The sequence below is a fragment of the Gluconobacter sp. Dm-74 genome (genome assembly GCF_018256135.1).
Classification (GTDB): Bacteria; Pseudomonadota; Alphaproteobacteria; order Acetobacterales; family Acetobacteraceae; genus Gluconobacter; species Gluconobacter cadivus.
The window spans coordinates 442,468-464,879 of sequence record NZ_JAERLX010000002.1; the positions used below are offsets into that span (position 1 = coordinate 442,468).

Annotated in this window: 24 protein-coding genes; 22 read left to right on the plus strand and 2 right to left on the minus strand. The window is 58.3% G+C overall.

Going from position 1 to position 22,412, the window contains the following annotated elements; all coding sequences use genetic code 11:
* The first annotated feature begins 34 nt into the window (after positions 1-34).
* Entirely contained in the window at positions 35-553 is a 519-nt protein-coding gene (locus tag JK208_RS05305) for a hypothetical protein (RefSeq protein ID WP_211574603.1), read from the plus strand.
* 3 nt (positions 554-556) lie between these two features.
* On the opposite strand, the gene JK208_RS05310 is transcribed toward JK208_RS05305, so the two are convergent.
* The gene (locus JK208_RS05310) at positions 557-736 is read right to left on the minus strand and encodes a hypothetical protein (protein WP_211574604.1); all 180 of its coding nucleotides are present in this window, start codon (positions 734-736) and stop codon (positions 557-559) included.
* 99 nt (positions 737-835) lie between these two features.
* Here JK208_RS05310 and JK208_RS05315 point away from each other — a divergent pair, with 99 nt between their 5' ends.
* From JK208_RS05315 to JK208_RS05345, 6 genes are all read left to right on the plus strand, one after another.
* Complete coding sequence (locus JK208_RS05315) at positions 836-1,147, plus strand: hypothetical protein (RefSeq protein WP_194255605.1); 312 nt, start codon at positions 836-838, stop codon at positions 1,145-1,147.
* Between the two features lie 335 nt (positions 1,148-1,482).
* On the plus strand, positions 1,483-1,920 hold the full coding sequence (locus JK208_RS05325; RefSeq protein WP_211574605.1) for a hypothetical protein: 438 nt from the start codon (positions 1,483-1,485) through the stop codon (positions 1,918-1,920).
* Positions 1,917-2,732 carry a hypothetical protein gene (locus JK208_RS05330; protein ID WP_211574606.1) on the plus strand — a complete coding sequence of 272 codons (816 nt, stop codon included), beginning with the start codon at positions 1,917-1,919 and terminating at the stop codon, positions 2,730-2,732. The genes JK208_RS05325 and JK208_RS05330 overlap by 4 nt, the downstream gene beginning before the upstream one ends.
* 3 nt (positions 2,733-2,735) lie before the next feature.
* Entirely contained in the window at positions 2,736-3,347 is a 612-nt protein-coding gene (locus JK208_RS05335) for a hypothetical protein (protein WP_211574607.1), read from the plus strand.
* Positions 3,344-3,643 (plus strand): hypothetical protein, encoded by a 300-nt coding sequence (locus JK208_RS05340; RefSeq protein WP_211574608.1) that lies wholly within the window; start codon positions 3,344-3,346, stop codon positions 3,641-3,643. The genes JK208_RS05335 and JK208_RS05340 overlap by 4 nt, the downstream gene beginning before the upstream one ends.
* A gap of 85 nt (positions 3,644-3,728) precedes the next feature.
* Positions 3,729-4,316 (plus strand): hypothetical protein, encoded by a 588-nt coding sequence (locus JK208_RS05345; protein WP_211574609.1) that lies wholly within the window; start codon positions 3,729-3,731, stop codon positions 4,314-4,316.
* Between the two features lie 101 nt (positions 4,317-4,417).
* On the opposite strand, the gene JK208_RS05350 is transcribed toward JK208_RS05345, so the two are convergent.
* Positions 4,418-5,224 carry a hypothetical protein gene (locus tag JK208_RS05350; protein ID WP_211574610.1) on the minus strand — a complete coding sequence of 269 codons (807 nt, stop codon included), beginning with the start codon at positions 5,222-5,224 and terminating at the stop codon, positions 4,418-4,420.
* 92 nt (positions 5,225-5,316) lie between these two features.
* On the opposite strand from JK208_RS05350, the gene JK208_RS05355 reads away from it, so the two are divergent.
* The 15 genes from JK208_RS05355 to JK208_RS05425 all read left to right on the plus strand — a co-directional run bounded on the left by JK208_RS05355 (position 5,317) and on the right by JK208_RS05425 (position 22,403).
* A complete protein-coding gene (locus JK208_RS05355) occupies positions 5,317-5,643 on the plus strand; it encodes a DUF5681 domain-containing protein (RefSeq protein WP_211574612.1) in 327 nt (108 codons plus the stop codon).
* Positions 5,636-6,913 (plus strand): PBSX family phage terminase large subunit, encoded by a 1,278-nt coding sequence (locus JK208_RS05360; protein ID WP_211574614.1) that lies wholly within the window; start codon positions 5,636-5,638, stop codon positions 6,911-6,913. The genes JK208_RS05355 and JK208_RS05360 overlap by 8 nt, the downstream gene beginning before the upstream one ends.
* A gap of 61 nt (positions 6,914-6,974) precedes the next feature.
* Positions 6,975-9,197, plus strand: a complete 2,223-nt coding sequence (locus JK208_RS05365) for a portal protein (RefSeq protein ID WP_211574616.1) — start codon at positions 6,975-6,977, stop codon at positions 9,195-9,197.
* The gene (locus JK208_RS05370; protein WP_211574618.1) at positions 9,194-10,006 is read left to right on the plus strand and encodes a hypothetical protein; all 813 of its coding nucleotides are present in this window, start codon (positions 9,194-9,196) and stop codon (positions 10,004-10,006) included. Before JK208_RS05365 ends, JK208_RS05370 begins: the two co-directional genes overlap by 4 nt.
* Positions 10,007-10,169: 163 nt before the next feature.
* Positions 10,170-11,435: a P22 phage major capsid protein family protein gene (locus JK208_RS05375; RefSeq protein WP_211574620.1), complete on the plus strand. Its 1,266-nt coding sequence runs from the start codon at positions 10,170-10,172 to the stop codon at positions 11,433-11,435.
* A 174-nt stretch (positions 11,436-11,609) separates the two neighbouring features.
* Entirely contained in the window at positions 11,610-12,464 is an 855-nt protein-coding gene (locus JK208_RS05380; protein ID WP_211574622.1) for a hypothetical protein, read from the plus strand.
* Entirely contained in the window at positions 12,461-13,426 is a 966-nt protein-coding gene (locus JK208_RS05385) for a hypothetical protein (RefSeq protein WP_211574624.1), read from the plus strand. The genes JK208_RS05380 and JK208_RS05385 overlap by 4 nt, the downstream gene beginning before the upstream one ends.
* A gap of 3 nt (positions 13,427-13,429) precedes the next feature.
* Positions 13,430-15,355, plus strand: a complete 1,926-nt coding sequence (locus JK208_RS05390) for a glycoside hydrolase family 66 protein (protein WP_211574626.1) — start codon at positions 13,430-13,432, stop codon at positions 15,353-15,355.
* Positions 15,342-16,781 carry a packaged DNA stabilization protein gene (locus JK208_RS05395; RefSeq protein WP_211574628.1) on the plus strand — a complete coding sequence of 480 codons (1,440 nt, stop codon included), beginning with the start codon at positions 15,342-15,344 and terminating at the stop codon, positions 16,779-16,781. Before JK208_RS05390 ends, JK208_RS05395 begins: the two co-directional genes overlap by 14 nt.
* Complete coding sequence (locus JK208_RS05400) at positions 16,778-17,248, plus strand: hypothetical protein (protein WP_211574630.1); 471 nt, start codon at positions 16,778-16,780, stop codon at positions 17,246-17,248. The genes JK208_RS05395 and JK208_RS05400 overlap by 4 nt, the downstream gene beginning before the upstream one ends.
* Positions 17,212-17,529: a hypothetical protein gene (locus tag JK208_RS05405; protein WP_211574632.1), complete on the plus strand. Its 318-nt coding sequence runs from the start codon at positions 17,212-17,214 to the stop codon at positions 17,527-17,529. Before JK208_RS05400 ends, JK208_RS05405 begins: the two co-directional genes overlap by 37 nt.
* On the plus strand, positions 17,526-17,957 hold the full coding sequence (locus tag JK208_RS05410) for a DUF2824 family protein (protein ID WP_211574634.1): 432 nt from the start codon (positions 17,526-17,528) through the stop codon (positions 17,955-17,957). Before JK208_RS05405 ends, JK208_RS05410 begins: the two co-directional genes overlap by 4 nt.
* Entirely contained in the window at positions 17,954-18,694 is a 741-nt protein-coding gene (locus tag JK208_RS05415) for a hypothetical protein (protein WP_211574636.1), read from the plus strand. The genes JK208_RS05410 and JK208_RS05415 overlap by 4 nt, the downstream gene beginning before the upstream one ends.
* Positions 18,694-20,223: a hypothetical protein gene (locus JK208_RS05420; protein WP_211574637.1), complete on the plus strand. Its 1,530-nt coding sequence runs from the start codon at positions 18,694-18,696 to the stop codon at positions 20,221-20,223. The genes JK208_RS05415 and JK208_RS05420 overlap by 1 nt, the downstream gene beginning before the upstream one ends.
* Positions 20,223-22,403, plus strand: a complete 2,181-nt coding sequence (locus JK208_RS05425) for a lytic transglycosylase domain-containing protein (protein WP_211574640.1) — start codon at positions 20,223-20,225, stop codon at positions 22,401-22,403. Before JK208_RS05420 ends, JK208_RS05425 begins: the two co-directional genes overlap by 1 nt.
* Positions 22,404-22,412: the final 9 nt, after the last annotated feature.

Consider the following 22,412-nt stretch of genomic DNA (forward strand, 5'->3'; position numbering starts at 1 on the left):
TCATCCGCGCGCATTTTGCCGGGAGGGTCGCACAATGACGGCGCGCTACGACTGGACACCTCACCTTCCCGAGGTCGAGGCGATGCTCCGAGCCGGGAAGACCCGCCGCGAGATCGCTACTCAACTCGGGGTGAAGGAAACCTCCCTCTCCTCGATGATTGGTCGTCATGGCCTTGCGGGCCTGTCGCCGAACGGCAGCGCAACAGGTGGCTCGTCTCCGCAGAACACGCATAATCGCATCGACTGGGACCCGCTGATGCCGACGCTCCTTGAGATGATGGAGCGCAATGAAAGCTCTGGCGCCATTGCGAAGGCTCTGGGTGTCTCGCCTGCCTCCCTGTCGGCCGCGATGGAGCGCCATGCTTCGAAAGCGCTCCGGGCCAGATGGAAGAAAGCCCGTCAGGAAGCGACGCACCCGAAGAAGGAACGTGCCGAGCCGGTCCTGCGGGGGCCGCTTGAGCCATTTTCGGACGTCTCGTGGCGTGCGCTGTTCGGCGGTCATGCGCCTCCTGTTCCGGACTATGCGTTCGGTCGGGACCGCGGGCTGCACTGAGCCTCAGCCCCAGATGTCCGCTCCAACCAACATCGCCAGTTTGAGCGCCAGGTGGTCTTTGACCTCCTGCGGCTGCCGACTGTGCAGAGCGCCCCAAAGCTGGGCGTCCCGGCACAGTGCGACGGCTAGATGCGGCGTGTCTGCATCGGCTTCGAATTGTGGTGTCTGGGGCGGCTCCTCCATCGCTGTTGCTCCTTCTCTGCTCGGTGACACGACAGAGAATGGAGAAACAAGATGCGTAAAAGTAGGTGGATTTGTCCCCGAAATTTTCGGGAGGGCCGCATGAGCACTGTGACTGCTGCTGCCTATTCCGAAACCGTTACGGAAGTGCTGCGGCGCAAATACGGCCCGCTGCGTCATTCCGCGAAATTACTCGCGCAGGCGGTCGGCTCGACCCCGCGCACCGTCCAAAACTGGCTGGATGGAACCAACGCCCCGCGCGGCGCTGAACTCATCCGCCTCATGCAGGAATGCGACGAGTTAGCAGACGAAATCTTCCGGCTCGTCAGGGAGGGGAAATGCCCTGGTTCAAAATTACACGTGGACGGTTCGGTTTCGGGAGAAACCCCGGACCTCCTCCGTCATATCGCCTGACGTGGGTTCATCTCGTGTTCAAAGATTGGGATGCCTACGAGGCCTATGTCGCGGCGAAGTTTGAGAAGTATGAGCGCGCGCTGAAGGCTGCTCACACTGCGCTTTGTGAGGAGTTGCGGAAGTGAGCGAGCGCCTAGACCGAATGGATGTGTTCCGCATTCTTCGCGAGACAATCAAGGGTAAGTACGGAAATCAGCGTACTTTTGCAGAACGGATGGGGTGTACGCCTCAATACGTTTCTGACGTCATGAATGGACGGCGCGACATTCCTGCGGCGTTTTTGAAAGCGTGCGGAGTACGTCAAATCACGTACTTTACGCGGGGGGATGTGATCGATGCGTAAGATCACCTTCACCCTCCCTGCGCCGTTCCCGCTTGTGAACCGTACGAGCGGCCACAGTCATTTCACAGCAGCTCGTCAGAAGAACCAGATGCAACGTGAAGTAGCCGCTGTGGCTTATCACCTGCGCCCGTCTGTGCCGTTTGAGCGAGCTCACGTCCTGATCGAGCGGCACTCGGTGGGCACGCCTGATACGGACAATCTGTGGGGTTCTGCCAAGCGTCTGCTGGACTGCCTGACGACGCCCGCACTGCTCAATGTCCGCAAGGAAGGCGCTCGCCAGCGCACGAAGAACAAGCGCGGTCTGGGATTCATCGTGGACGATGCACCCAAGCATCTCACGCTCGAAGTGCGGGGCGTGCAGTGCCGTCTGTGTGAGCAAAAGACGGTCGTCACGATCACTGAAATTATGAGTGCAGAGGTGGTGGCATGAGTGCGCGCAGATGGGCAAAATTTTGGTGGCAAGACTGGCAACGCGATCCGGCGCTGCGAATGTGCTCCCTCGCAGCACGTGGCGCTTGGATCGAAATGCTGTGCTTGATGGCAGACGCTGATCCGGTCGGACACCTGCTAGTCAATGGGCGCTCGCCAAACATGCGGCAGCTCTCCGCTGTGCTCGGATGCTCTGAACGCGAGGCAACCAAGCTGGTGGCTGAACTCGAAGAAAACGGAGTTTTTAGCCGTTCCGAAGATGGCACCATCTTCAGCCGACGCATGGTCAGGGATAAGGCTATCAGCGATGAAGCTGCTGCCAACGGTAAGAAAGGGGGTAATCCCAACATTACCGGAAAGGGAAAGCGCAAGGTTAAGGGTGAAGACGCAGAGGGGTTAACCCCCTCCCTTAAGGCAAACGCAACCCCTCCCCTTAAACACCAAGAAACAGAAGCAGAAGCAGATACAGAAAGAACACTCTCACTTCGTTCGAGTGAACGCGCGCAAAATCCGAAATCGGAAAAACCAAAACGGGCTTGCCGCCTCCCTGCTGACTGGAAGCCATCGCCGGAAATGGCTGAATTTGCCCGATCAAACGGCGTCGATCCTGAGCGAACAGCGGCAGTTTTCCGGGATTATTGGGTTGGTGTTCCCGATCCCAAGGGCCGGAAAACCGATTGGAACGCGACGTGGCGGAACTGGGTCCGGCGTGAAGACGGCATGCAGCCAAACCCGCAGCGGACTGCGCCTTCCGAGCGACGAATTGCCGTTAACGCCGCATGGGCCGGAGTGCCCGACATCGAGGGAGTTTGAGCCATGAGCATCGCAACCCATCGCCCCACAGCCGTCGTCATCGCCCCAACTTTCTCGCCAGCTTCCGGGGATCTCAAAGCCCTGATCGAGGCTAAGCGCGAAGGCTACCTCTGGCGCTCCGACCTTACGCCGGATCGCATCCGTGCCGTCTGCAAACAGCTCTCCGATGCCGAGCGCGCCTGCCTTCAACCCAACCCCGTCGTGGTCGCATCTTGGCTCAAGGGTTTGGCGCAACTGGTGAGCAACGGCCCTGCCGATCCCGATGAAGCCGCAACACGAACCCGAGCGATTTTCGAGGTCTGTTCCGACATTCCCGCTGGCGTCTGGACCCCAGCAACCCGCGTCGCATGGACCCGCCAGCCGCCGCGCAATGGCTATCCCGTCGGCTCTCGCTGGCCGGCACCGGGCGAACTCTACACCCACCTACTCCCGTTTGCTGAGGCAATCCGGGCTGAAGTGGCTGGGCTACGGGAGATCCTCGCAATGGCGGAAAAGCCGCGTGAACCGGAGCGCAAGCGGCCAGATGCGAAGGAACTGGCCCGCGCTGGTGCGCTTGCGGCGGCAGTGATCAGGGAACTCAGGGCCACGTCAGGCGAGACGGAGAGCCGGGCATGAGCGACCTGGATACCTGGCCCGACTGCATCGGAGAAAATGCGGCGGGACTGGCCAAGCCCCGGAACTGGGATGCGGCGTGTGCACGGACCCAGATGGCTCAGGGATGCGATATTGGCACTCACGGTCGCGCTATCATCGCAGACATGCACGGAGAGGTGTCGCCGTTGGCCGATGAGTGCGATGTGAAATTCCAAACGATACACGATGGGGTGGAAACGTCTGCGGGCGATGGCGATGCTTCTACGGGCTTGTTCGAGAATTTTGGAACAATAAACACCGAGGGTGATCTAGTGTAAGATCACAGCATTCCAAAGGAATTTCTAGCACTTGATATTATCAAAAATTTAAACGAAATATTGTCCAATCGAAATGGAGGGCAATGTGATGTTTAATTTCTTTATCAATGAATCCCCTTGGTATATTCAAGTAATTTTCATTATTGTTTGTCTTTGTTATTTAATTATTTTTTCTGTTATATTAGCTTTTGTAAGCATTCATACTATAAAAAAAATAGAAACTTGTTCGGAGTATGTGTGTTTTGGTGGAGAGCAATATAAAGTTAGAAAAAAATTACAATGTGAATACGATAAAAAATGGTCTAAATTTCAAGACGAAAAGACTCTGGACGCGACACAAATCACGACCTTAAAGGCCCAGTGGGATATGGAAAACGCACGGATGTTAAGAACATTTAGTGTTGTTGGAGGGTTTGTTGCTTTGATTGCCCTTTCGTCTTCTATTTACTCGACCATAACAGCATATAAATCTTTTCTGCTTGCCCATCCTCAAAATATATATCAGGTTAAAAGTGCGTTAATTGAGGATTATAAAACTTCTCTCCGTGCCGAATCTGTCAAGAAATTGAAAGAATGTTTGTCTCACTACTCCGTTCCTAGCAAAAATGCATGTATCGACAGAGAAGCGACGCATTATGAAGATCAAGAAAAGCTCTTGAACCAGAATCAATGACCTAATATGTCATTCACCTGGATAGAAATGCGGTATCATATTACCGCATTTCTATCCTTAGAGCCGGGTTACGATCTTCACCTGAGGTCGAAGCGGGATGGTTATTGAAATTTATCCGGCATCAGGCGCCGTAGAAGCTTCTCGACGCGTACTTTTTCACACTCTGGCCATACAGGTTTAGTGGATGCAGATGTCGGGTAATCGCTATTTGGATCCATTGTGGCAGCCAGATCATCCTGTTTCGATAGTCTTTCTTCTATCTTCGGATTCCGATTAGCTTCAATGGAAGCGGTGATTTCGATATTGATATTTTTTTTGTAAACCACCCTCCCTTCTTCTCGAAATAATCTCCTTGTTTCGCAATGATTAATTCTAATTTGAGAAAGGTTATTATCGTAATTATCAAATTTAAAGTATTTTATTTCTCCGCCAGTTTTTATATCTTTTTCCGATGCAAATTTGATTGATTTAATTGCATCATGGCTTTCTTCCCACTCTTCTTGAGCGAATCTTCTTCCTGTACCAATAAATATTGCATCATTATTTATACTATAATTAATCAACTTCTCATCGCCAAGAATAATTTTACAGTTTAATTTATTTAGGTCGACAACGGCAATAATTGCTCCGATATATTCCAAAGTAATTCCATCCACAGTTTTTTTCTTTTTTGGTGGGTATGCAGGAAAACACTCAGTTTCGTTTCGAAGCCACTTTTTCCATGAAATGTCCGTTGGTCCGTGTCCAGCGAAACAAAATATCAAACCATACTTCTTCAAGTATAGAATTTTATCTTCATTTCTGTCATCAATAAATATTAAAAATTCGTCGTTATCACAGCCGTCTGCGGAAGTTCTCGAGTCAGCAGCAATAATTTTGGAATTAAGGTCTATCACGATAGTTGTCATGATTAATCAGTAGCACAGATTGAGCGCGCAAATATGGTACCCCGTTACCGGTTTTGCTTGTACTGATCGGGGTTTGATGATAGGCTGCCCTTATGAAAGAACCCCCTGCCAACAGCGGTAAGCAGCGGAAGAAGATGCCTGTTGGTCGGCCGTTTCAGAAAGGCCAAAGCGGCAATCCTTCAGGCCTTCCAAAAGACATTCGCGAGGTGATCGCCCTCGCCCGCTCACATACGGTCACAGCAATTACAGCGCTTGCAGAAATTGCGGGCAGTCCGGTCTCTCCCGAAAGCGCGCGCGTTTCCGCTGCGAATGCCCTGCTCGACCGCGCATGGGGTAAAGCGAAAGAGACTGTCGAGATCAGCGGACAGGATGGCGCCCCGCTCGGCCTTGTCGTGACCGTGGTTCGACCGAGTGAGTGAGGTCCAGTTCCCTGAGAGCCTCGCCTTCCTGTTCGAGCCTGCGCGTTACAAGGTCGCGTATGGTGGACGAGGATCGGGGAAGTCTTGGGGAATGGCGCTCGCTCTGCTGATCCAGGGCGCTGAGAAGCCGATCCGCGTCCTGTGTGCGCGAGAGTTTCAGAAGTCCATCTCTGACTCTGTTCACTCGCTGCTGGCTGACCATATTGCGCGAAACCCGGCTCTGGCCAGTTTCTACACGGTCCAGAATACCTCGATCCTTGGACGCAACGGGACCGAATTCATCTTCGCGGGTCTGCGGCACAACATCGCTTCGATCAAATCTATCGAAGGCATCGACCGCTGCTGGATCGAAGAGGCGCAGACGATCACCAAGGGTAGCCTCGATATTCTCGTTCCGACGATCCGCAAGGAAGGCTCTGAGATCTGGCTTGGCTTTAATCCGGAGCTTGCTGAGGATGAGGTCTATCGTCGGTTCGTCCTGAACCCGCCGCGCAATGCGATTGTTCGAAAGGTGAACTGGGATCAGAACCCGTTCTTCCCTGTCGTGCTGCGCGAGGAAATGGAGCAGCTCAAAGCCACGGATTACGACGCATGGCTGAACGTCTGGCAGGGCAACCCGAAGCAGGTTCTTGAAGGTGCGATCTATGCGAGCGAGATACGGCAGGCCACAGACGAGCAGCGCATTTGTCGCGTGGAATATGATCCGTCTGCGCCCGTATTCACGGCGTGGGATTTAGGTTGGTCAGACATGACCAGCATCTGGTTCTGGCAGAAGATCGGCTTCGATATCCGTGTGATCGACTTCTACCAGAACAGAATGGAAGGCCTTGACCATTATGTTGGCGTGCTTGAGCGGCGCGGCTACAAGTACGAGCGGCATTTCCTTCCGCATGATGCCAATCAGGGGCAGTTATCGGCCGCAGGCAAAACCATCGCGGCTCAGCTGCGCGCCCGCTCCATGCCGATCTCGGTTCTGCCTCAGTTGCCGATCATGGCCGGGATCAGCGCAGCCCGTGCCCTATTCCCGCGCGTGTGGTTTGATGAGCAGGCGACGGCAGACGGCATGAACGCTCTGCGACGTTACCGATATGACGTGGACCAGCAGACCGGGCAGTTCAGCAAGAAGCCACTGCACGATGACGCCTCACATGGCGCTGATGCCTTCCGGATGCTGGCCGTCGCGATCAATGATCCGAAACCGAAGGCTGAAGCTCCCAAACGCCGCCACGTCTCTCTGACAAGTTCTCCTTCTGGTTGGATGGGAATGTAATAACCAAAGCTTTTCAATTCTGCTTGTACTGACAGAATCTTGTGTGGTATTGAGATACCTCATGAGCGAAAGCGTTTTCGACACAACCGATATTATCTCCGAGGTCCAGAAACGCTACGAAGAAGCGTCTGGCCACACGAGCCAATGGCGCGGTCGTGCCCGCGATGATCTGCGGTTTTTTCATGCGGACGCGTATAATCATGCGCAGTGGGACGATGCGGTCTATCAGGCCCGCGCAGGGACGTTTGGCGGCTCCCCGCGCCCCTGCCTGACGATCAACAAAACCGCGCAGCACGTCTTTCAGGTGGAGAACGAAGCGCGGCAGTCGCAAATGGGCGTGAAGGTCAACGCGACCGGCTTCGGTTCCATGGCTGAGGCTGCGGACGCGATTGAAGGTATCATTCGCCACATCGAGTATCAGTCGAACGCTCAGCAGAATGCGTATGCTTGCGCCATTCAGGGGCAGGTTCGTACCGGCCTGGGCTGGTTTCATGTCGTGACGGACTATGTTCCGGGCGTGGACACGTTCGATCAGGACTTCTTCATCAAGTCTGTACCCAACAGCCTGTCCGTCTATTTCGATCCATCCGCCCGCGAGCCAGATCACTCGGACCAGAACTGGGCGATGATCGTTGAGGAAATGGACCGGAGCGAGTTCAACAAACTCTATCCCGGTCATGAAGACGTGGCTCGCGATCCGCTCTCTGGCCTGCAATCGGACAGTGATTGGGTGAGCGACAACACAGTTCGCGTGGCGACGTATTACCGCCGCAGCGAAAAGAAAGACACGCTTTGGTCAGTGCCTCCAATGCCGGAGTTGAACTTCCCGGGCGGCATGATGCGTCAGTCAGTGATGCCTGAGGCACTTGTCGCTGTGTGCCGCGAGAACAAAGCTCCATCGCGCCCCGTGACGTCGCACATGGTGGACAAATACGTCATCGCAGGCAATGCCGTGGTGGCTCAGGGCGAGACAGTGTTCTCGCTCATTCCGCTGATCCCTATGGTCGGCATTGAGACCCGTGCGACCGAGGGCAATGACGCCGATTACGCAGGTCTTGTCCGGGCGCTGATCGATCCGCAGCGCATGTTCAACTACACCGCCAGCGCGTATGTGGAGAGCGTGGCGCTTCAGACGAAAGCGCCCTGGCTTGCCTCTGCTGAGGCCATCGAGGGCTACACAAACGAGTGGTCGCAGGCCAACACCAGCAACGCTGCCGTGTTGCCTTACAATGCCATAGGGGAAGACGGGCAACCGATCCCGGTTCCGACACGCATTGAGCCGCCATCTGGCTCGACTGGTCACATGCAGGGCATGCAGTCCGCCGATCAGTGGATGCAGATGGTCACCGGCCAGTATCAGGCCGAGATGGGTGCACCTGGCAACGAAAAGTCCGGCATTGCGATCCAGCAGCGCCAGCGCCAGTCTGACACGGCGAACTATCACTACACTGACAATCAGGGCATGGCGCTGCGCTATCTCGGGCGCTTGCTGATTGATGCCATTCCCCGTGTGTATGATACGCAGCGCGCGGTTCAGTCGCTCGGAATGGACGGAACACAGACGGGCGTTGTCATTGATCCAGGCATGCAGACATCAGCGCAGGTGGCTCTTCCGCCCGGCCCTGATGGGCAGACTCAGCAGCCACCCCAAGGGATGTCGCTTGAAAAGCAACGCCAGATCGATGGCGCAATTCTTGCCATCAACCCTACAATCGGCCGCTTCGATGTTGAGGCTGATGTCGGGCCAGCCTTTGCGACCCGGAAACAGGATGCGTTCAACGCGCTCACACAGGTCATTCAGGCCGCCCCGGCTCTCATGGGGCAGATCGGCGATCTCGTATTCCAGAGTGCGGACTTCCCGCTTGCCGATGAGATTGCAGACCGGCTCAAGCCCGCGTCCGATGATCCGCGCCTCGGGCAGGCTCAGCAGACCATCCAGCAGCTGCAAGCGCAGATCGGTCAGCTCACGCAGCAGCTCAAGGATAAGCAGGCCGAACAGCAGCATACCGTCGTCAAAGACGCGATGGCCGCAGACACGAACCAGTACAAGGCAGAGACTGACCGTATGGCTGCGATTGGCTCGATCGATCCAGACGCGTTGCGCGTGCTGGTCCATCAGCTTGTTTCCGAGGCTATGCACAATGGCGATAAACCACCCGAAGATGGCCCAATGCCAGCCGTGCAGGATGGCCCTCCCGGCCCCCTCCCGCGCCTTCCTTCTTCCAATCCCCCGGGCGGCAAGATCCATGCTGCCAATCCAGTGACAGGAGCCGTTGAGGCATGAGCGAAACACTCGAAACCCCTATTCTCGACGGCGCGCTAACAACGCCAGACATTGCGAACACGCCTGCCATCGAGACCCAGACTGAGGGCGCGCCAGAGGGTCAGTCACAGCCCGACCCCGCGCCCCAGCCCGAGAAGACGCCTGCGTGGCTTCAGCGCAAGATCGACAAGATGACGTTCGAGCGCCGGGAGTCCGAGCGTCAGGCGCAGACCGCGCGAGAGGAAATGGAAAACCTGCGTCGCGCACTGGCCGCCGCTCGCGGTGAGCAGCAGGAGGAGCCGCAACTCACTCCCGATCAAATCCGGCAGGAGGAGCGCCACCGTTTCGAGCAGCAGCAGGTTGAGCAGCAGTCCGCCCAGAAGTTCGCCTCTCAGACAGAGGTGATCGCCAAATCCCTCTCGGGTCTGCACGGCGCAGATGCGGTTGGTCAGGCCACGCAGCTCCTGTCTGAGCGTGCAGGACTGGATTTCGGTAACAAGTATCACCGCGAACTCATTGCCGATATATCGGAGTTGCCGAACAGTGGAGACGTGTATTATGCTCTCGCTCACGACCCGGATGCAGCAAGCGACATCCTCGACGCTTCACCGCGTCGGCAATACGCTCTGCTGACACAGTTCGCGGCGAAGGTAGGTCAGAAAGCTCCGGTCACGCAGGCACAGACGCCTGCCGCTCCAGCAGTCTCAAAGACCCCGCCTCCCGTCTCGGCTCCGTCCGGTGCGGCTGCAACGGGGAAGAAGTCGATCTACGATCCGAACGTATCCCCCGCCGAATTTGACCGCCTCTGGAAGGCTGGGGTTCGGTCCTGACCTGTCGCGGAGCAGTTTCTCCGCAAAAGCCACGGGGGCTCTAACCCGGCTGTTTCCGGTTCCCTAACCGGCACACGTTCTGCCTTTGGCGAGAGCGGCACGATAGGCGCAGTGGCGCCCTATATTGTGAGCCGAACCCGTGGCCAACCAACTGATTAACGACATGATTATCACGAAGCGTGCGCTGCCGCTGTTTCGTGATACCAACGGCTTCATCAAGAACGTTGACCGTTCCTACGACAGCTATTTCGGCAAGTCCGGCGCAAAGATTGGCGCTTCCGTCAACGTGCGTCTCCCGAACGACCCGGTTGTCGGTGACGGCCCTGTCGTCAGCCCGCAGTCCATTGCAGAGCGCTCGGTTCCGCTGACCATCGCTTATCGCAAGCACGTCTCTCTGGGCTTCGATACGCAGGAACGCACCCTGAATGTTGACGATTTCAGCGGGCGATATATCGAGCCGTCCGTCAACAATCTGACCGGCTCCGTCGCCAATATCGCCATGACGCTGGCTCTTGGCGCCGCGAACATGGTGCGCAACACGGACGCGAACGGCAACACGATTGCACCGGATTCCGCAACCTGGCTGCGGGCCAAGGCCAAGCTGACGAAGCAGCATGCGCCGACGACCGACCGTTTCGCGGTGCTCGACCCGGATACGGATGCCAATACCGTTGCTGGCCTGATGGGACTGTTCAACCCGTCTGCGCAGATTGGTCAGCAGACCAAAACGGGCGCGATGGAAGCGCCCCTGCTCGGCGTCCGCGAATGGATCAATGATCAGACCTGTCTGGTGACTACGACAGGCTCTTATGACAGCGCCGCCACAGCTACCGGTACTGTCACGACGATCAGCAATGCGGGCAACGCAATTCCCGGCCAGATCAGCTCTACGGCGTATCCGCAGAACTCGGTCATCGCGACCTCTGCAGTAAACGGCACTCTCAATGTCGGTGACGTCATCACCATTGCGGGCGTCAACCAGGTCAACCGTGTAACCAAGCAGTCCTACGGAACGCCGATGCAGTTCGTGGTGACGCAAGCTGTTGCCTCTGGCGCCACGTCCATCGTGGTCTCGCCTGCTATCGTCGGACCGGCTGCGGACGGGACGCAGAACCAGTACCAGACAGTGGACGCCATGCCGGTTGCTGACGCGAAGGTCAGCCTCGTCGGCAAGCCGGGCGAGACGATCCGCCGTAACCTTCTGTTCAACAAGAAAGCCATGACGCTCGTCACCGTTGACCTGATGGAGGTCAACAAGGGTGTTGTGGATTGCGGTATGGCAAACCTCGACGGCATCTCCATGCGTACCCTCACCTACTACAACGGATCGGATGACACGCTTGGCACCCGCCTCGACGTGCTGTTCGGCATCGGTGTGCTGCGCCCAGAATGGATGTGCATCGTGCCGGATATCATTGACGCCGGCTGATGCAGGCGAAGCGGTATCCGCGATGCCTTTACCACCCGAACGGCTACGAAACCGTGACCGTTCGGGATGAGGCAGAAGAAGAACGGGTGAGAGCCCGTATGTCTGGCCGTCCTGAGCCTTCGGGCCGGGACGCGCCGCTCAAGCCTGTCATGAGGCGCAAGGGGCGCACCCTAAATGTCCGAAACCAGTAACGGCGGCACCCCGAACGCAACGTCCGGTTATCTTGTCTCCGACCTTGTTGGCCTGGCGCTTGAGCAGCTTGGCGTTGGTGTCGGCGGTCAAAATACAGATCCGCAAGGCCTGGCATCCGGGGTAATGCACCTGAACATGATGCTGGCTCAGTGGCAGCGCAAACGCTGGCTTGTTCCCAATCTCGTTGACCGCGCGTTCATGAGCACTGGTGCGAGTGTCTACGAGATCGGACCCGACGGCGATCTCAACACGCCCGTGCGCCCGGCACAGATTTTGTCTTCGTACGCCCGCCTACTCAACGGCGCGCCTCAATCGGAGGACGGCGACTTCTCGGGTAAGGATTTCGACGGGACGGACTTCGACACGCCAACCAATGGTCTGGATGGTAGCGGATTCCCCATCGATTACAATCTGACGCCCATTCCTTCCTATGAAGATTACGCCGGATTGAGCCTCAAGGGGCTTAGGACGTGGCCGAACTACTTCCATTACAATCCAGCGTTTCCCATGGGCGAATTCCGTCCATGGCCAATTCCGCCCGCGCAGGTCTGGGAATTGCATGTTCTCTTCGCGGAGCCGCTTCCGGCCACGCTGAAAGCCTCGGATCCGATCAATCTTCCGCCTGAGTACTGGGATGCAATCATGTGGTGTTTGGCTGCGCGCCTCGCCCCGTCTTACGGGCAGGAAGCATCAGCCACCGTTGCCGCGCTGGCAAAATCCTCTCTGAACACGATCCGCACGGCAAACACGCAAATCCCGTCCCTCGGCATGCCCGCCATTCTCACACCCATCAGTAACCCGCTCTATTGGCCGGGTCTGGAGATCCAAAAACTATGAAGCGCCTAGCCCTCCTGCTGGGGCTTTGTGCCCCTGCCCTTGCCTTTGCGCAGTCGGTCCCGACCATGAACCCGCGTGTCACCCTGGCCGGTCCAACGGGATTGAACGCCGCTATGGCGACCAAGGCCGATACGGCGAACGGAACGCTTTCGACACCGACGATCAATGGCGGGTCAGTGAATGGCACATCGCTGGTGAACACTGCCATCACTGGCACGAACCCGGCGATCCAGTTGCAGGACACCAGCACGTCCAATGACACGGCACGGTGGCAGTTCATCAACTATCTCGGCACGTTCCAGCTCAACGCAGTGAACGACGCGAACACGGCGAACAACAACGCATTCACCTGCTCCCGAAACGGATATACGGTGACGGGCTGCTCGTTCGCGGCACCCCTGACGACCAGTGCCGGAACCTTCGGAAGCCCCGCTGCCGGTGATGTTCTCGGCTTGTGGCCGAATCTGTATTTCGCTCCCAATCCGAATTTCAGTGGGACGCTTACGATTGCCGGCGCTGCGCTTCCGACGCTCAATCTGAAATCGACCTCTGCCAACGTCGCCAGCGCGATCTACCAGGGCACAGACGGAGCGCTGAACCTGCAGCCGAACGGTGCCGGTGCTGGAACGAATGTTTTCAATGCCGGAAGCTCATTCTATGTTCATGACAGCGTTGGGTCCGCCCAGATCAATATGTTGGCAGCCGGTCAGTCCAATCCGGTGACGATCTGGCAGGATACGCAGGGGAACGCCTGGTTCTCCCCAACCGCGACGAATGCCGACAACACCATCGTGGCCAACGGAACGGGGACGCTCTACCTCAACGCTAACAGTATCCAGTTCAACAACCCGTTTCTTTCCGACATCTCGAAGTGCGGCAATATCAGCGGAGCTACCGGGTGCCTTGAGGTGAAGAATGATGGAGGCGATCTGGGATACATCCCATGGTTCAAGGCAAACTGACATATGAAGAAAATCGTTCTCGCAGCGCTGCTTCTGCTCGCACCTTGCGCGCATGCCATGCCGACACTGACGGGCGGCCTGATCCAGTCAATCAACTCTGATCGGGCAATCTATTCCCAAGGTGCCACAGCAACAGTCACCGTGACTTTGCACAACACTTTGCAGTCTTCGTTCTCGGGAACGTTGATGGCAAATGTTACGGGTCGGGGCAACCAGATTGGCTCACCGATAACCGCTATGGTCAACTCGATCCCTGCAGGCGCTACACAGACCGTTACCTTATCTATTCCCGTCCCCCAGAATGGTAACTACCGGGGGTATCTTGTCGATATCGCCGCAAGCGGATCGGCGGGCGTTGTTGACGAACAGACAACGGCTTTGGATGTTTCCCCTGACTGGACCATTTACCCGCGCCAGTGCTGGCTGACTGCGACATGGACCGGCTGGCCTTATCATTCTCCTCAGGTCACATCCTCGCCCGAGGCGAACGCGGCAGATTTCAACGCCTGGCACTGCAACAACTTGCAGTTCTTCAACATGATCTATCGCTGGCACCGGCCTTACGTTGACAGCATGGTGTATGTAAACGGAGACCAGTTGACTCAGGACCAGCGCCTTATCATGCGTAGCATCGGGGCGGCTCATAACTTCGGTATGGGAACGCTGGCCTATATCCCGATGTATTCCGTCAATTCCGACGCCATGCAGCCTAATTTCCTGAACGACGGTTCAGGTGTGCAGCTTCAATGGGGCATGTTCCTCAACTACACCTGCGGCGGGGCATGTAAGCTGACCGACATGGCCAGCTTCGGGGGTGGTTCTGCCGCGACTTCAAGCATCGGTCTGATGGATCCGACAAACACGAATTGGCAGGCATACTGGGCGCAGCAGGTCAGCTTGTGGCTGAAGAAATACGGCTTTGATGGCGTCTTCATTGATACCTACGGAACGCAGCCACAGCTTTATAACTTTCAAGGCCACGGGATCGACTATTCCCACATGCTGTCCGGCTTCACGAACATGGCGGTGTCCGCGCTGAACGCGCCTGTCGTTTTGAATGGCGCCGCTTCCTGGTTGGAGCAGGACCAGGCAACCAATTCACACGAAGCCTACCACTTCCGCGAGGTCTGGGATCATCCCGACGACATCACCTCATACGACGGTTTCCATGCGCTGTCGCGCAATGTCTGGAGTTGGGCCAATCGCACGCCACACAATGTCGGTCTCGATTGGGACATGGGCCTCGATAAGGTTCTGGGAAATCAGAGCCAGTGCCAGAACGCACCGCTCACCAAATGCACGTTCGGCCTGCCTGGCGCGCTGTATCTGGAAGCCTCAATCATGGCGACCGGTGCGCATCATAACTGGCTGACGGACGGCGATCGCTTCATCTCCAATGACGACTATCCGTTCTGGATGACGGTCGGTACGACACCCGCATTCATCCAGGCGGAATACGACTACCAGACATTCGGCGTTGCGTATGAAAAGCTGCTGCGTGACAACATCAGCGACAGCACCAATACGCATTCAGCCGTCACGGGAGTTTCCAGCAACATTACCGCGACGACAGGAAACGTCTGGCAGCTTGAGTTTCACCGCAGCGGCTTCGACATCCTGCACCTGATCAACTTTACCAGCATGAACGCGACCCAGATGGGCGACGTGCAGGACCCCAATGGCGACTATCCCGCGCCTGAGACGCGGACCAACGTGGCGGTGAAGATGTATCGCACCGGGACTGGAACCCTCGGGAAACTCTACATCGCGAGCCCGGACACCAGCCACGGCAAGGCGCAGCAACTTCCCTACACCACAGGATCGGACAGCGGCGGTTGGTTCATCACCTTCACCGTCCCGTCGCTGAAGTATTGGGACATGATCTGGCTAGAGAATGGCGTGGGGAGCAGCGACTATGCCGCGCCTTAACCTGACCGGGGGCGCGTATCAGGCGCGCGGAGTTGCTCTTGCTGCGCAACGCTGCCTCAATCTCTATCCGGAACCCGTGCCCGCGCAGGAGGGGGAACCTACGCAGTTCGCGCACTACCCGACGCCGGGTTTGAAGGCCTTTGCCGAAACGGAAACGGGCGCGGTTCGCTGCCTCTATCAGACAACGCAGGGCGACCTGATCGCAGCCGTGAACGCAAGTGTCTATGTCGTGCATGCTACAGGCAACACTACGAAGATCGGCAGCATTGCGGCCGGCACGTCGCAAATACGGATGCAGGACAACGGCACCACGCTGTTCATCGTGGATGGAACGGCGAAGGGCGGCTGGTATTGCGATCTTCCTGCCAAGCCACAGCAGGGGCTTTACGGGAGCCTGACCCAGATCGTGGATGACGCATTTTACGGGTCACAGACGATCGCCATCCTCGACACGTTCTTTCTCTACACGAACCCGGGCACAACCAACTGGTATGTCGGGCCCGCGCAGTTCACGAACGAAAAGACCACGCCGTTCGACAGCCTTTATGTGGCAAGCAAGACCAGCTACCCCGACACGATTGTTGGCGTTGATGTAGTCGGGCAGACGATATGGCTGTTCGGCTCTCAGGAGACGGAGCTCTGGTATACCTCAGGAGCCGCTGATTTCCCGTTCCAGCGCATTCCATCACTCACGATCAGCGCCGGGTGCATTGCGCCTTATTCGATCTGTTCCAACGGTGGGAGCGTTCTGTGGCTTGGATGCGACAATGCCGGACTGCCGCGCGTTTATCTTGGTCAGGGAACAGAAGCCAGTCCCGTCAGCACGTTCGCGATCGATCATGCCATTCAGGGATATGCTGATTGCGCGGATGCAATCGGGAATATCTACCAGCAGGAAGGCCATACGTTTTACGTCCTGGCGTTCCCTGCATCAGGCGAAACGTGGGTGTACGATCTTTCCACGAGCCTCTGGCACGAACGCAAGGGGCGTGATCCTGTCACGGGGTATGAGGTTCGCACGCGCGCAAACGCATGGGCCAACGCTTACGGGAAAGTGTTTGCGGGCGACTTCGAGACGGGAACGATCTATGACGTTTCCCTCGATGTTGATACCGAGAATGGCAGGACAGTCGAGCGTCAGCGCTCATTCCCTCACCTGATTGGCGATGGCTCGCGTATGATCCACCGCAAGTTCATGCTCGACGCACAGAACGAAAGCGGCATCACGGTGTCGGTGGACTGGTCAGATGATCGAGGCAAAACATTCGGGCCCCCGCGCCTTCTCACGCTCGGCTCAACCGGCAATTTCTGGCCTACGCTATGGCGCCTTGGCATGGCCCGCGACCGCGTTTATCGCGTGACGTGGATCGGCGGGACATTCTCTTTGATGGGTGCATTCATCGATGCTGATCAGGTGACGTCATGACCGATATCTCGCAATCGAAATACTACATGCCCTTCCCGACAGGTCCGGTCGTAGACAATAACCGCAACATGACGGTGACGTTCCAGCGCTTCATGCTGTCGCTTTTCAATCGCACAGGCAAAGAGCAGGGCGTCGACTCACTATACGATGAGCAGCAGACAGGAGTTGCCATCGAAAAAGCGGACCAGGCGGAAACAGATGCGCGGGGCGCGCAAGCAATGGCACAGGCCGCACAGGCGACGGCAAGCACTGCCCAGGCTACTGCCGCAGCCGCCATTGCGACCGCGAATGAGGCTGAGGCAGACGCGCAATCTGCTTTGAAAGCGGCGGAGGACGTGCTAATCAGGACGCTGCTTACGTCGAGCGCCCAAGTGGCAAAGACGGCACAATCTCTTGATGATGCGGCACTCATGGCCGCTCAAAGTCAGACATGGCCGTCACAATTGCTGCAATCCAGCCAGGCATAACGCTCGGCTCTTCTTCCGTTACAATCGCAACCGGTACCGGGTCCAGCACCACGGTTCTAACCGGGACCGTCGCCAACGGCACGAACGCTGCGGTCACGCTTGCAATTGCCGTGTCTCGTGCGGCTGGTGGAAGTTTCCCCATCATCGTTGGGCGCAGTATCCCTGCCGGGAGTTCTCTCCTGCCACCGGAACTGGCGACGTTCGTTCTGAACAATGGCGACAAGCTGGAAGCTTCAGGCAACGGACTTTCGGTCGTTCTTAACGGAATGATCGTGTCGTGATTTTCACCGCTCCTGACATGCCGGGCGCCCGGATCAACGACATCGCCGCCATCAATGCCGTCATCACCCATCCAGGTGTCTACGGCGAAGAGGCCCGTATTGTGGATGTGCAGGACCGGCTGGTAGTATCGCTTCCTGGCATCGTTGTCGGCTTCAGGGTGGTTCGGTGCCGGGTGCACGAGTGCCATCAGGCTGTCATCCCTGAAACGCGGGGGAAAGAAGCCATCGCAGCGATGCGAAAGATCCGGGACTGGTGGTGGGAGACGCAGCCGTCCGATCTGATGATTGCCGCGATCCCTGACAATAGGAAGGTGGCCCGGTTCACAATGCACGCTCTCGGCTTCATCCGCTGGGGCGCGCTAGATGCGCCCTGCCCTGACGGCATCAAGCGCCACCACGTCACCTACAAAATGGAGCGCCCGCAATGAGCGATATGTTTGGCATCGGGCAAGGCGTACAAGCCGCTACGACAGCGGCGACGACCGCCGCTCAGATGGCGATGGAAAAGTCTGCCATGAACAAGGCCGCCAAGACAGGGACAGGCCAGGCGCAGGCCATTTCCGCTTCTGGCACGGCGGCTCAGGACTATCTGAACCCGTACGTCTCGGTCGGGAATAAGCTGATCGGCAGTCTGTACGACAACAGCGCGTACAACACGACTGATGACAGCTACATCAACAATGCGACCAACGCGCTGAACCAGACGACACTTGAGCAGACGCCTGGCTATGAGTGGAACCTGTCACAGGGAGAGCAAGCTGCGACGAATAGTGCGGCGGCTCGCGGGCTGGCGAACAGCGGTGCGGCACTGAAGGGCGCGGCCACCTATGCGTCTGGCTTGGCTGACAGCACTTATCAGAACCAGTTTAATGACCAGCTTTCTGCCAATAATGCTGCTCAGAGCAACCTAACCAACACGTTCAACCGCCAGAATGCACTACTTGGGTATGGGGCGAATGCCTCTTCGGCCAGCGCCAGCAACGCCACGAACACCGCCAGCCTCTCCGCTCAGGCCGCGCTCGCGGGCGTCGGTGCCACCATGTCCGGCACCACAGCCATGGGCAACAGCTTGACCAGCGGGCTCAACAGCCTTGGCAATCAGGCTTCGAGTTATGGAACGAATTATCTGGCCTATCAGAAACTGCTGAACGGGAGTTCGAGCTGATGGCCGGGCTATTTGACACGGGCGCCAACGCCCTGCTCGGTATGGGGCAAGGCACGGTTCAGCCGCAGACGAACCAGATCCAGAACATTGCCGCAGCTCAGGGCGTCCAGAACCAGGCGCTGGAATATCACAATGCGCTGCTGGGGCAGAAGGCCAGAATGGCGGTCGGCAACGCCTTAGCGCGTCATGTTCGTAAGGACGGCAGCATTGATTATGGATCTGCAATCGCTGACGCGGCGAGCGATCCAGATGCGGCCTATGGTCTGCCGGATGCCGTCACGCAGAACAACAGCCAGCAGGCCCAGAACATAGGCAACCAGGGTGCACAGCTCGAACTGAACCAGCGTAAAACGGGAATGCTGGCCGGTCTGGCCGCGCCTCTCATGAGCAATCCAGACGTGACCAAGGGAGACGTTGCGCGGCAGCTTGGCGTCGGGGTGGCGCATGGCCTGATTTCGATGGATCAGGCACAGGCCGCCTACTCCGCCCTGCCCGATGACAGCGCAGGTATCCGGCAGCAGGTTCGTGGTCTCATGGACGCGTCGATCGGTCCGGCTCATGCCTACAATGACGCCTATGGCTCCATGCAACTGGTGGACGACGGCGGAACTCTGCACTGGCAGAACGTTGGTTCTCCTGCCAGTGGCCAGGGTGGACAGAATGTCGGAGGCAGTATTGCCAAGCAGACATCGCCCGAAACGAATTCTACGCCTATGGACGTGGTCAACCCGGACGGCTCACACAGCTACGTCCGCCGTGATCAGGTGGTCGGTGGAGCGCAGGGGCGTCCCACTGTCCCGCCCGAGGTCATGGGATCGGGCCGCTATCCGACCGCGCAGCCCGCAAATCCGGGGTATCAGTCAGCGCCAGCTGCGGGCCAAGTGGAAGGACAACGCGCAGCCGCTGAGGTTGCCGGTCATGCTGCCGGTGAACAGTTTGGCCAGGCCGGGCAGTTGTCAGCCGGGTTTGGCGACCGGATGTACCGCTCCCAGAAGGCCCTGCAGCTTCTTCAGGAGATCTCGCCATCTTCCGGGAAGCCAGCGGAACTGCATAATCGGATCGTCAACGTGGCGGTATCTCTCGGCATGACAAACCCGTCCGACAAGGCAGCGGCCTATGACGAGGCCAACAAGTATCTGACCCAGCTTGCGGCCAGCCAGCCGGGAGCCGCGCACAGCGATGCCCAGTTGGCCACGGCGCTTGCAGGCAACCCTTCGACGCACATCAACAATCTGGCGGCGCAGGATGCCTTGCGGGCGAACATCGCGCTGGATCGGCGCGCCAACGCGGCCTATCTGGCCTTCCACCAGAAGTATCCTGGCACGGAAGCGCAGGTGCATGCCAACGAGTGGCCGACGTTCCAGAACGACTACACGACCAAGAAAGACGCCCGTGCGTTCATGTTCGATATCATGTCGCCCGAGCAGCGCGCGCGCCTCTGGTCAGGCATGGATGGCAAACAGCGGCAGGCTTTCCGGTCTGAACTTCGTGGCGCCATGGAAACCGGACTGGTGCAGGCTCCGAACTGATGGCCGACCTCGATCGCCATTACGAAGGTGCAGGCCAGTACTGGGGTGTTGATCCCGAGGTTCTGCGCGCCGTGCACCGGGTGGAAGATCCGACGGATGACCCGAGGGCCCGAAGCAAGGCCGGGGCGGTCGGCCACATGCAGTTCATGCCGGAGACGGCCCGTAGCCTCGGCATCGACCCGACCGATCCCGTGCAGTCGATCTATGGCGCGGCCCGGCTCATGCGCGAAAATCTGGACCGGTATGGCAACCTCCCGGATGCACTCCGGGCGTACAATGCCGGGACGGACCGGGCGCGCTGGAACAACGACGAGACGAACGCCTATGTCGGCCGGGTGGCAGCGGCCTATCACAAGCCGGAGACGCAGACCGTGGCCAAGAAGCCCGCAGATCCCCAGACCGATGATGCCGCTTTTGACAGGATGTGGGGCCTGAACGGCGAGCCTGCGAAAACCGCCCCTGCCGCCACGCAGTCCGGCCCGAGCGATGAAGAACTGGACCGCATGTGGGGCCTGTCCACTCCGAAGGTCTCTCAGGCCCCGGCCCCCATGAGTGCGCCCGCTTACACGGCACCTGCATCGGAAAAGCAGAGCTGGGAGCGGAATGCTTTGCAGGGCGCAACGCGAGGTGGATGGGATGTCGTTGATAGCGGCCTTGATGGCGCCAACTGGCTTCTCGGGAAAGCCGGGATCAACGCTCTGCAAGGTGCAGTTGATCATGAAGATGCCGCCCGCAAGCAGTACGACCGGGATTATGGCGGCAGCCTCTCGGCCAAGCTGGGGCGCATGGGCGGCAATCTGGCGGCGTCTGCCATCCCGGTTGGCGGAGCGGAACTGGGAGCGGCCCGGCTTGGCGCGAAAGCTTTGGGGATGCTCGGGGCTGGAGAAAAGGTCTCCCAGGTTGGCGGCGCACTTCTCGGAATGGGTGCGGGCGGAGCGACGGCCAATGCCGCAACGGACAGTGAGACGGGGCAGCCCATCGGTCAGGCGTTGCGCGATGGCGCGGTTGGCGGCGTGTTGACGGGTGGAGCGTTGTCGTTGGCCAAGCCGATCACGCGCGGGGCCGTTGAAGCGTTTACGGGCGGGGCAGTCTCACCGGAACGGGCCGCTCTGGCGCGGCGGGCAGAAGAACTCGGGATCGGCCTCAAAGCGCCACAGATCAGCACCAGCCGGAACATGGCCTATCTATCAGACGTAGCCAATGGCGGCATCGTCTCGCCGGAGCAGCACGGCCAGTTCACCCGTGCGGTCTCGCGGACTTTCGGGCAGGACAGCGACCGCCTGACACCTGATGTGATCGACGACGCGCACAACGCTCTTGGAAGCCGTTTCGATCATGTTGCGGCAAACACGATCATCCGGGCCGACAATCAGTTTGGAAGCGATCTTGGAACAATCGCTGACGAGGCGCGTCAGGTCCTGCCCGAACAGGAGGTCACGCCGATTGCCAACCAGATCGACAACATCATGGGGAAGATTGCGAATGGCGAAATCAGCGGCCCTCAATATCAGGCCCTGACCCGGCAAGGCGCTCCCCTCGCCCGGGCCATGCGGTCTAACAACCCGAACGTCGCCTATTATGCCGGTCGTGTGCGGGATGCGTTCGATGACGCGATGGAGCGATCCCTGACCACGGACGGCCGCACGGATCTTCTGGACGAACTGAAAGACGCTCGCCGTCAGTACAAGAACCTGAAGACGATCGAACCTCTCGCCATGAAGGCAGACGAGAGCGGAGCGATCAGCCCGGCCCTGCTTCAGGGCGCGGTCAACAAGTCCTTCAAGAACCGCGCGCGACGGGGTGCGGGAGATCTGGGAGACCTTGCCGATATCGGTCAGGCGTTCCTGAAAGCCCCGCCGAACTCCGGAACCGCGCCGCGTATCGGGGCGGAGATCGCCCTGAGTGCAGTGCCGGCAGCGATTACGGGACACGAACTGGGAACGGCGGCCGGGGTGCTTGGTGCGATGGCAGGTCGAGGTGTGGCGAAAGGAGCGGCCCGCACCTACCTGAACAGCAACGCACTGAAGAACAGCCTTCTTCGCCGGAGCGAGGCATCTGCGCCCGCGCCTCGGAATGCCTTGCTCGGCGGGTTGGTGGATGCCGCGAAAGCTGGGGCGCCCTACTCAGCCGCAGTCCCAACCGGAGACCAGATCGTGCGGAACTGGCTGTTGGGGAATTAGAAAGCCGCC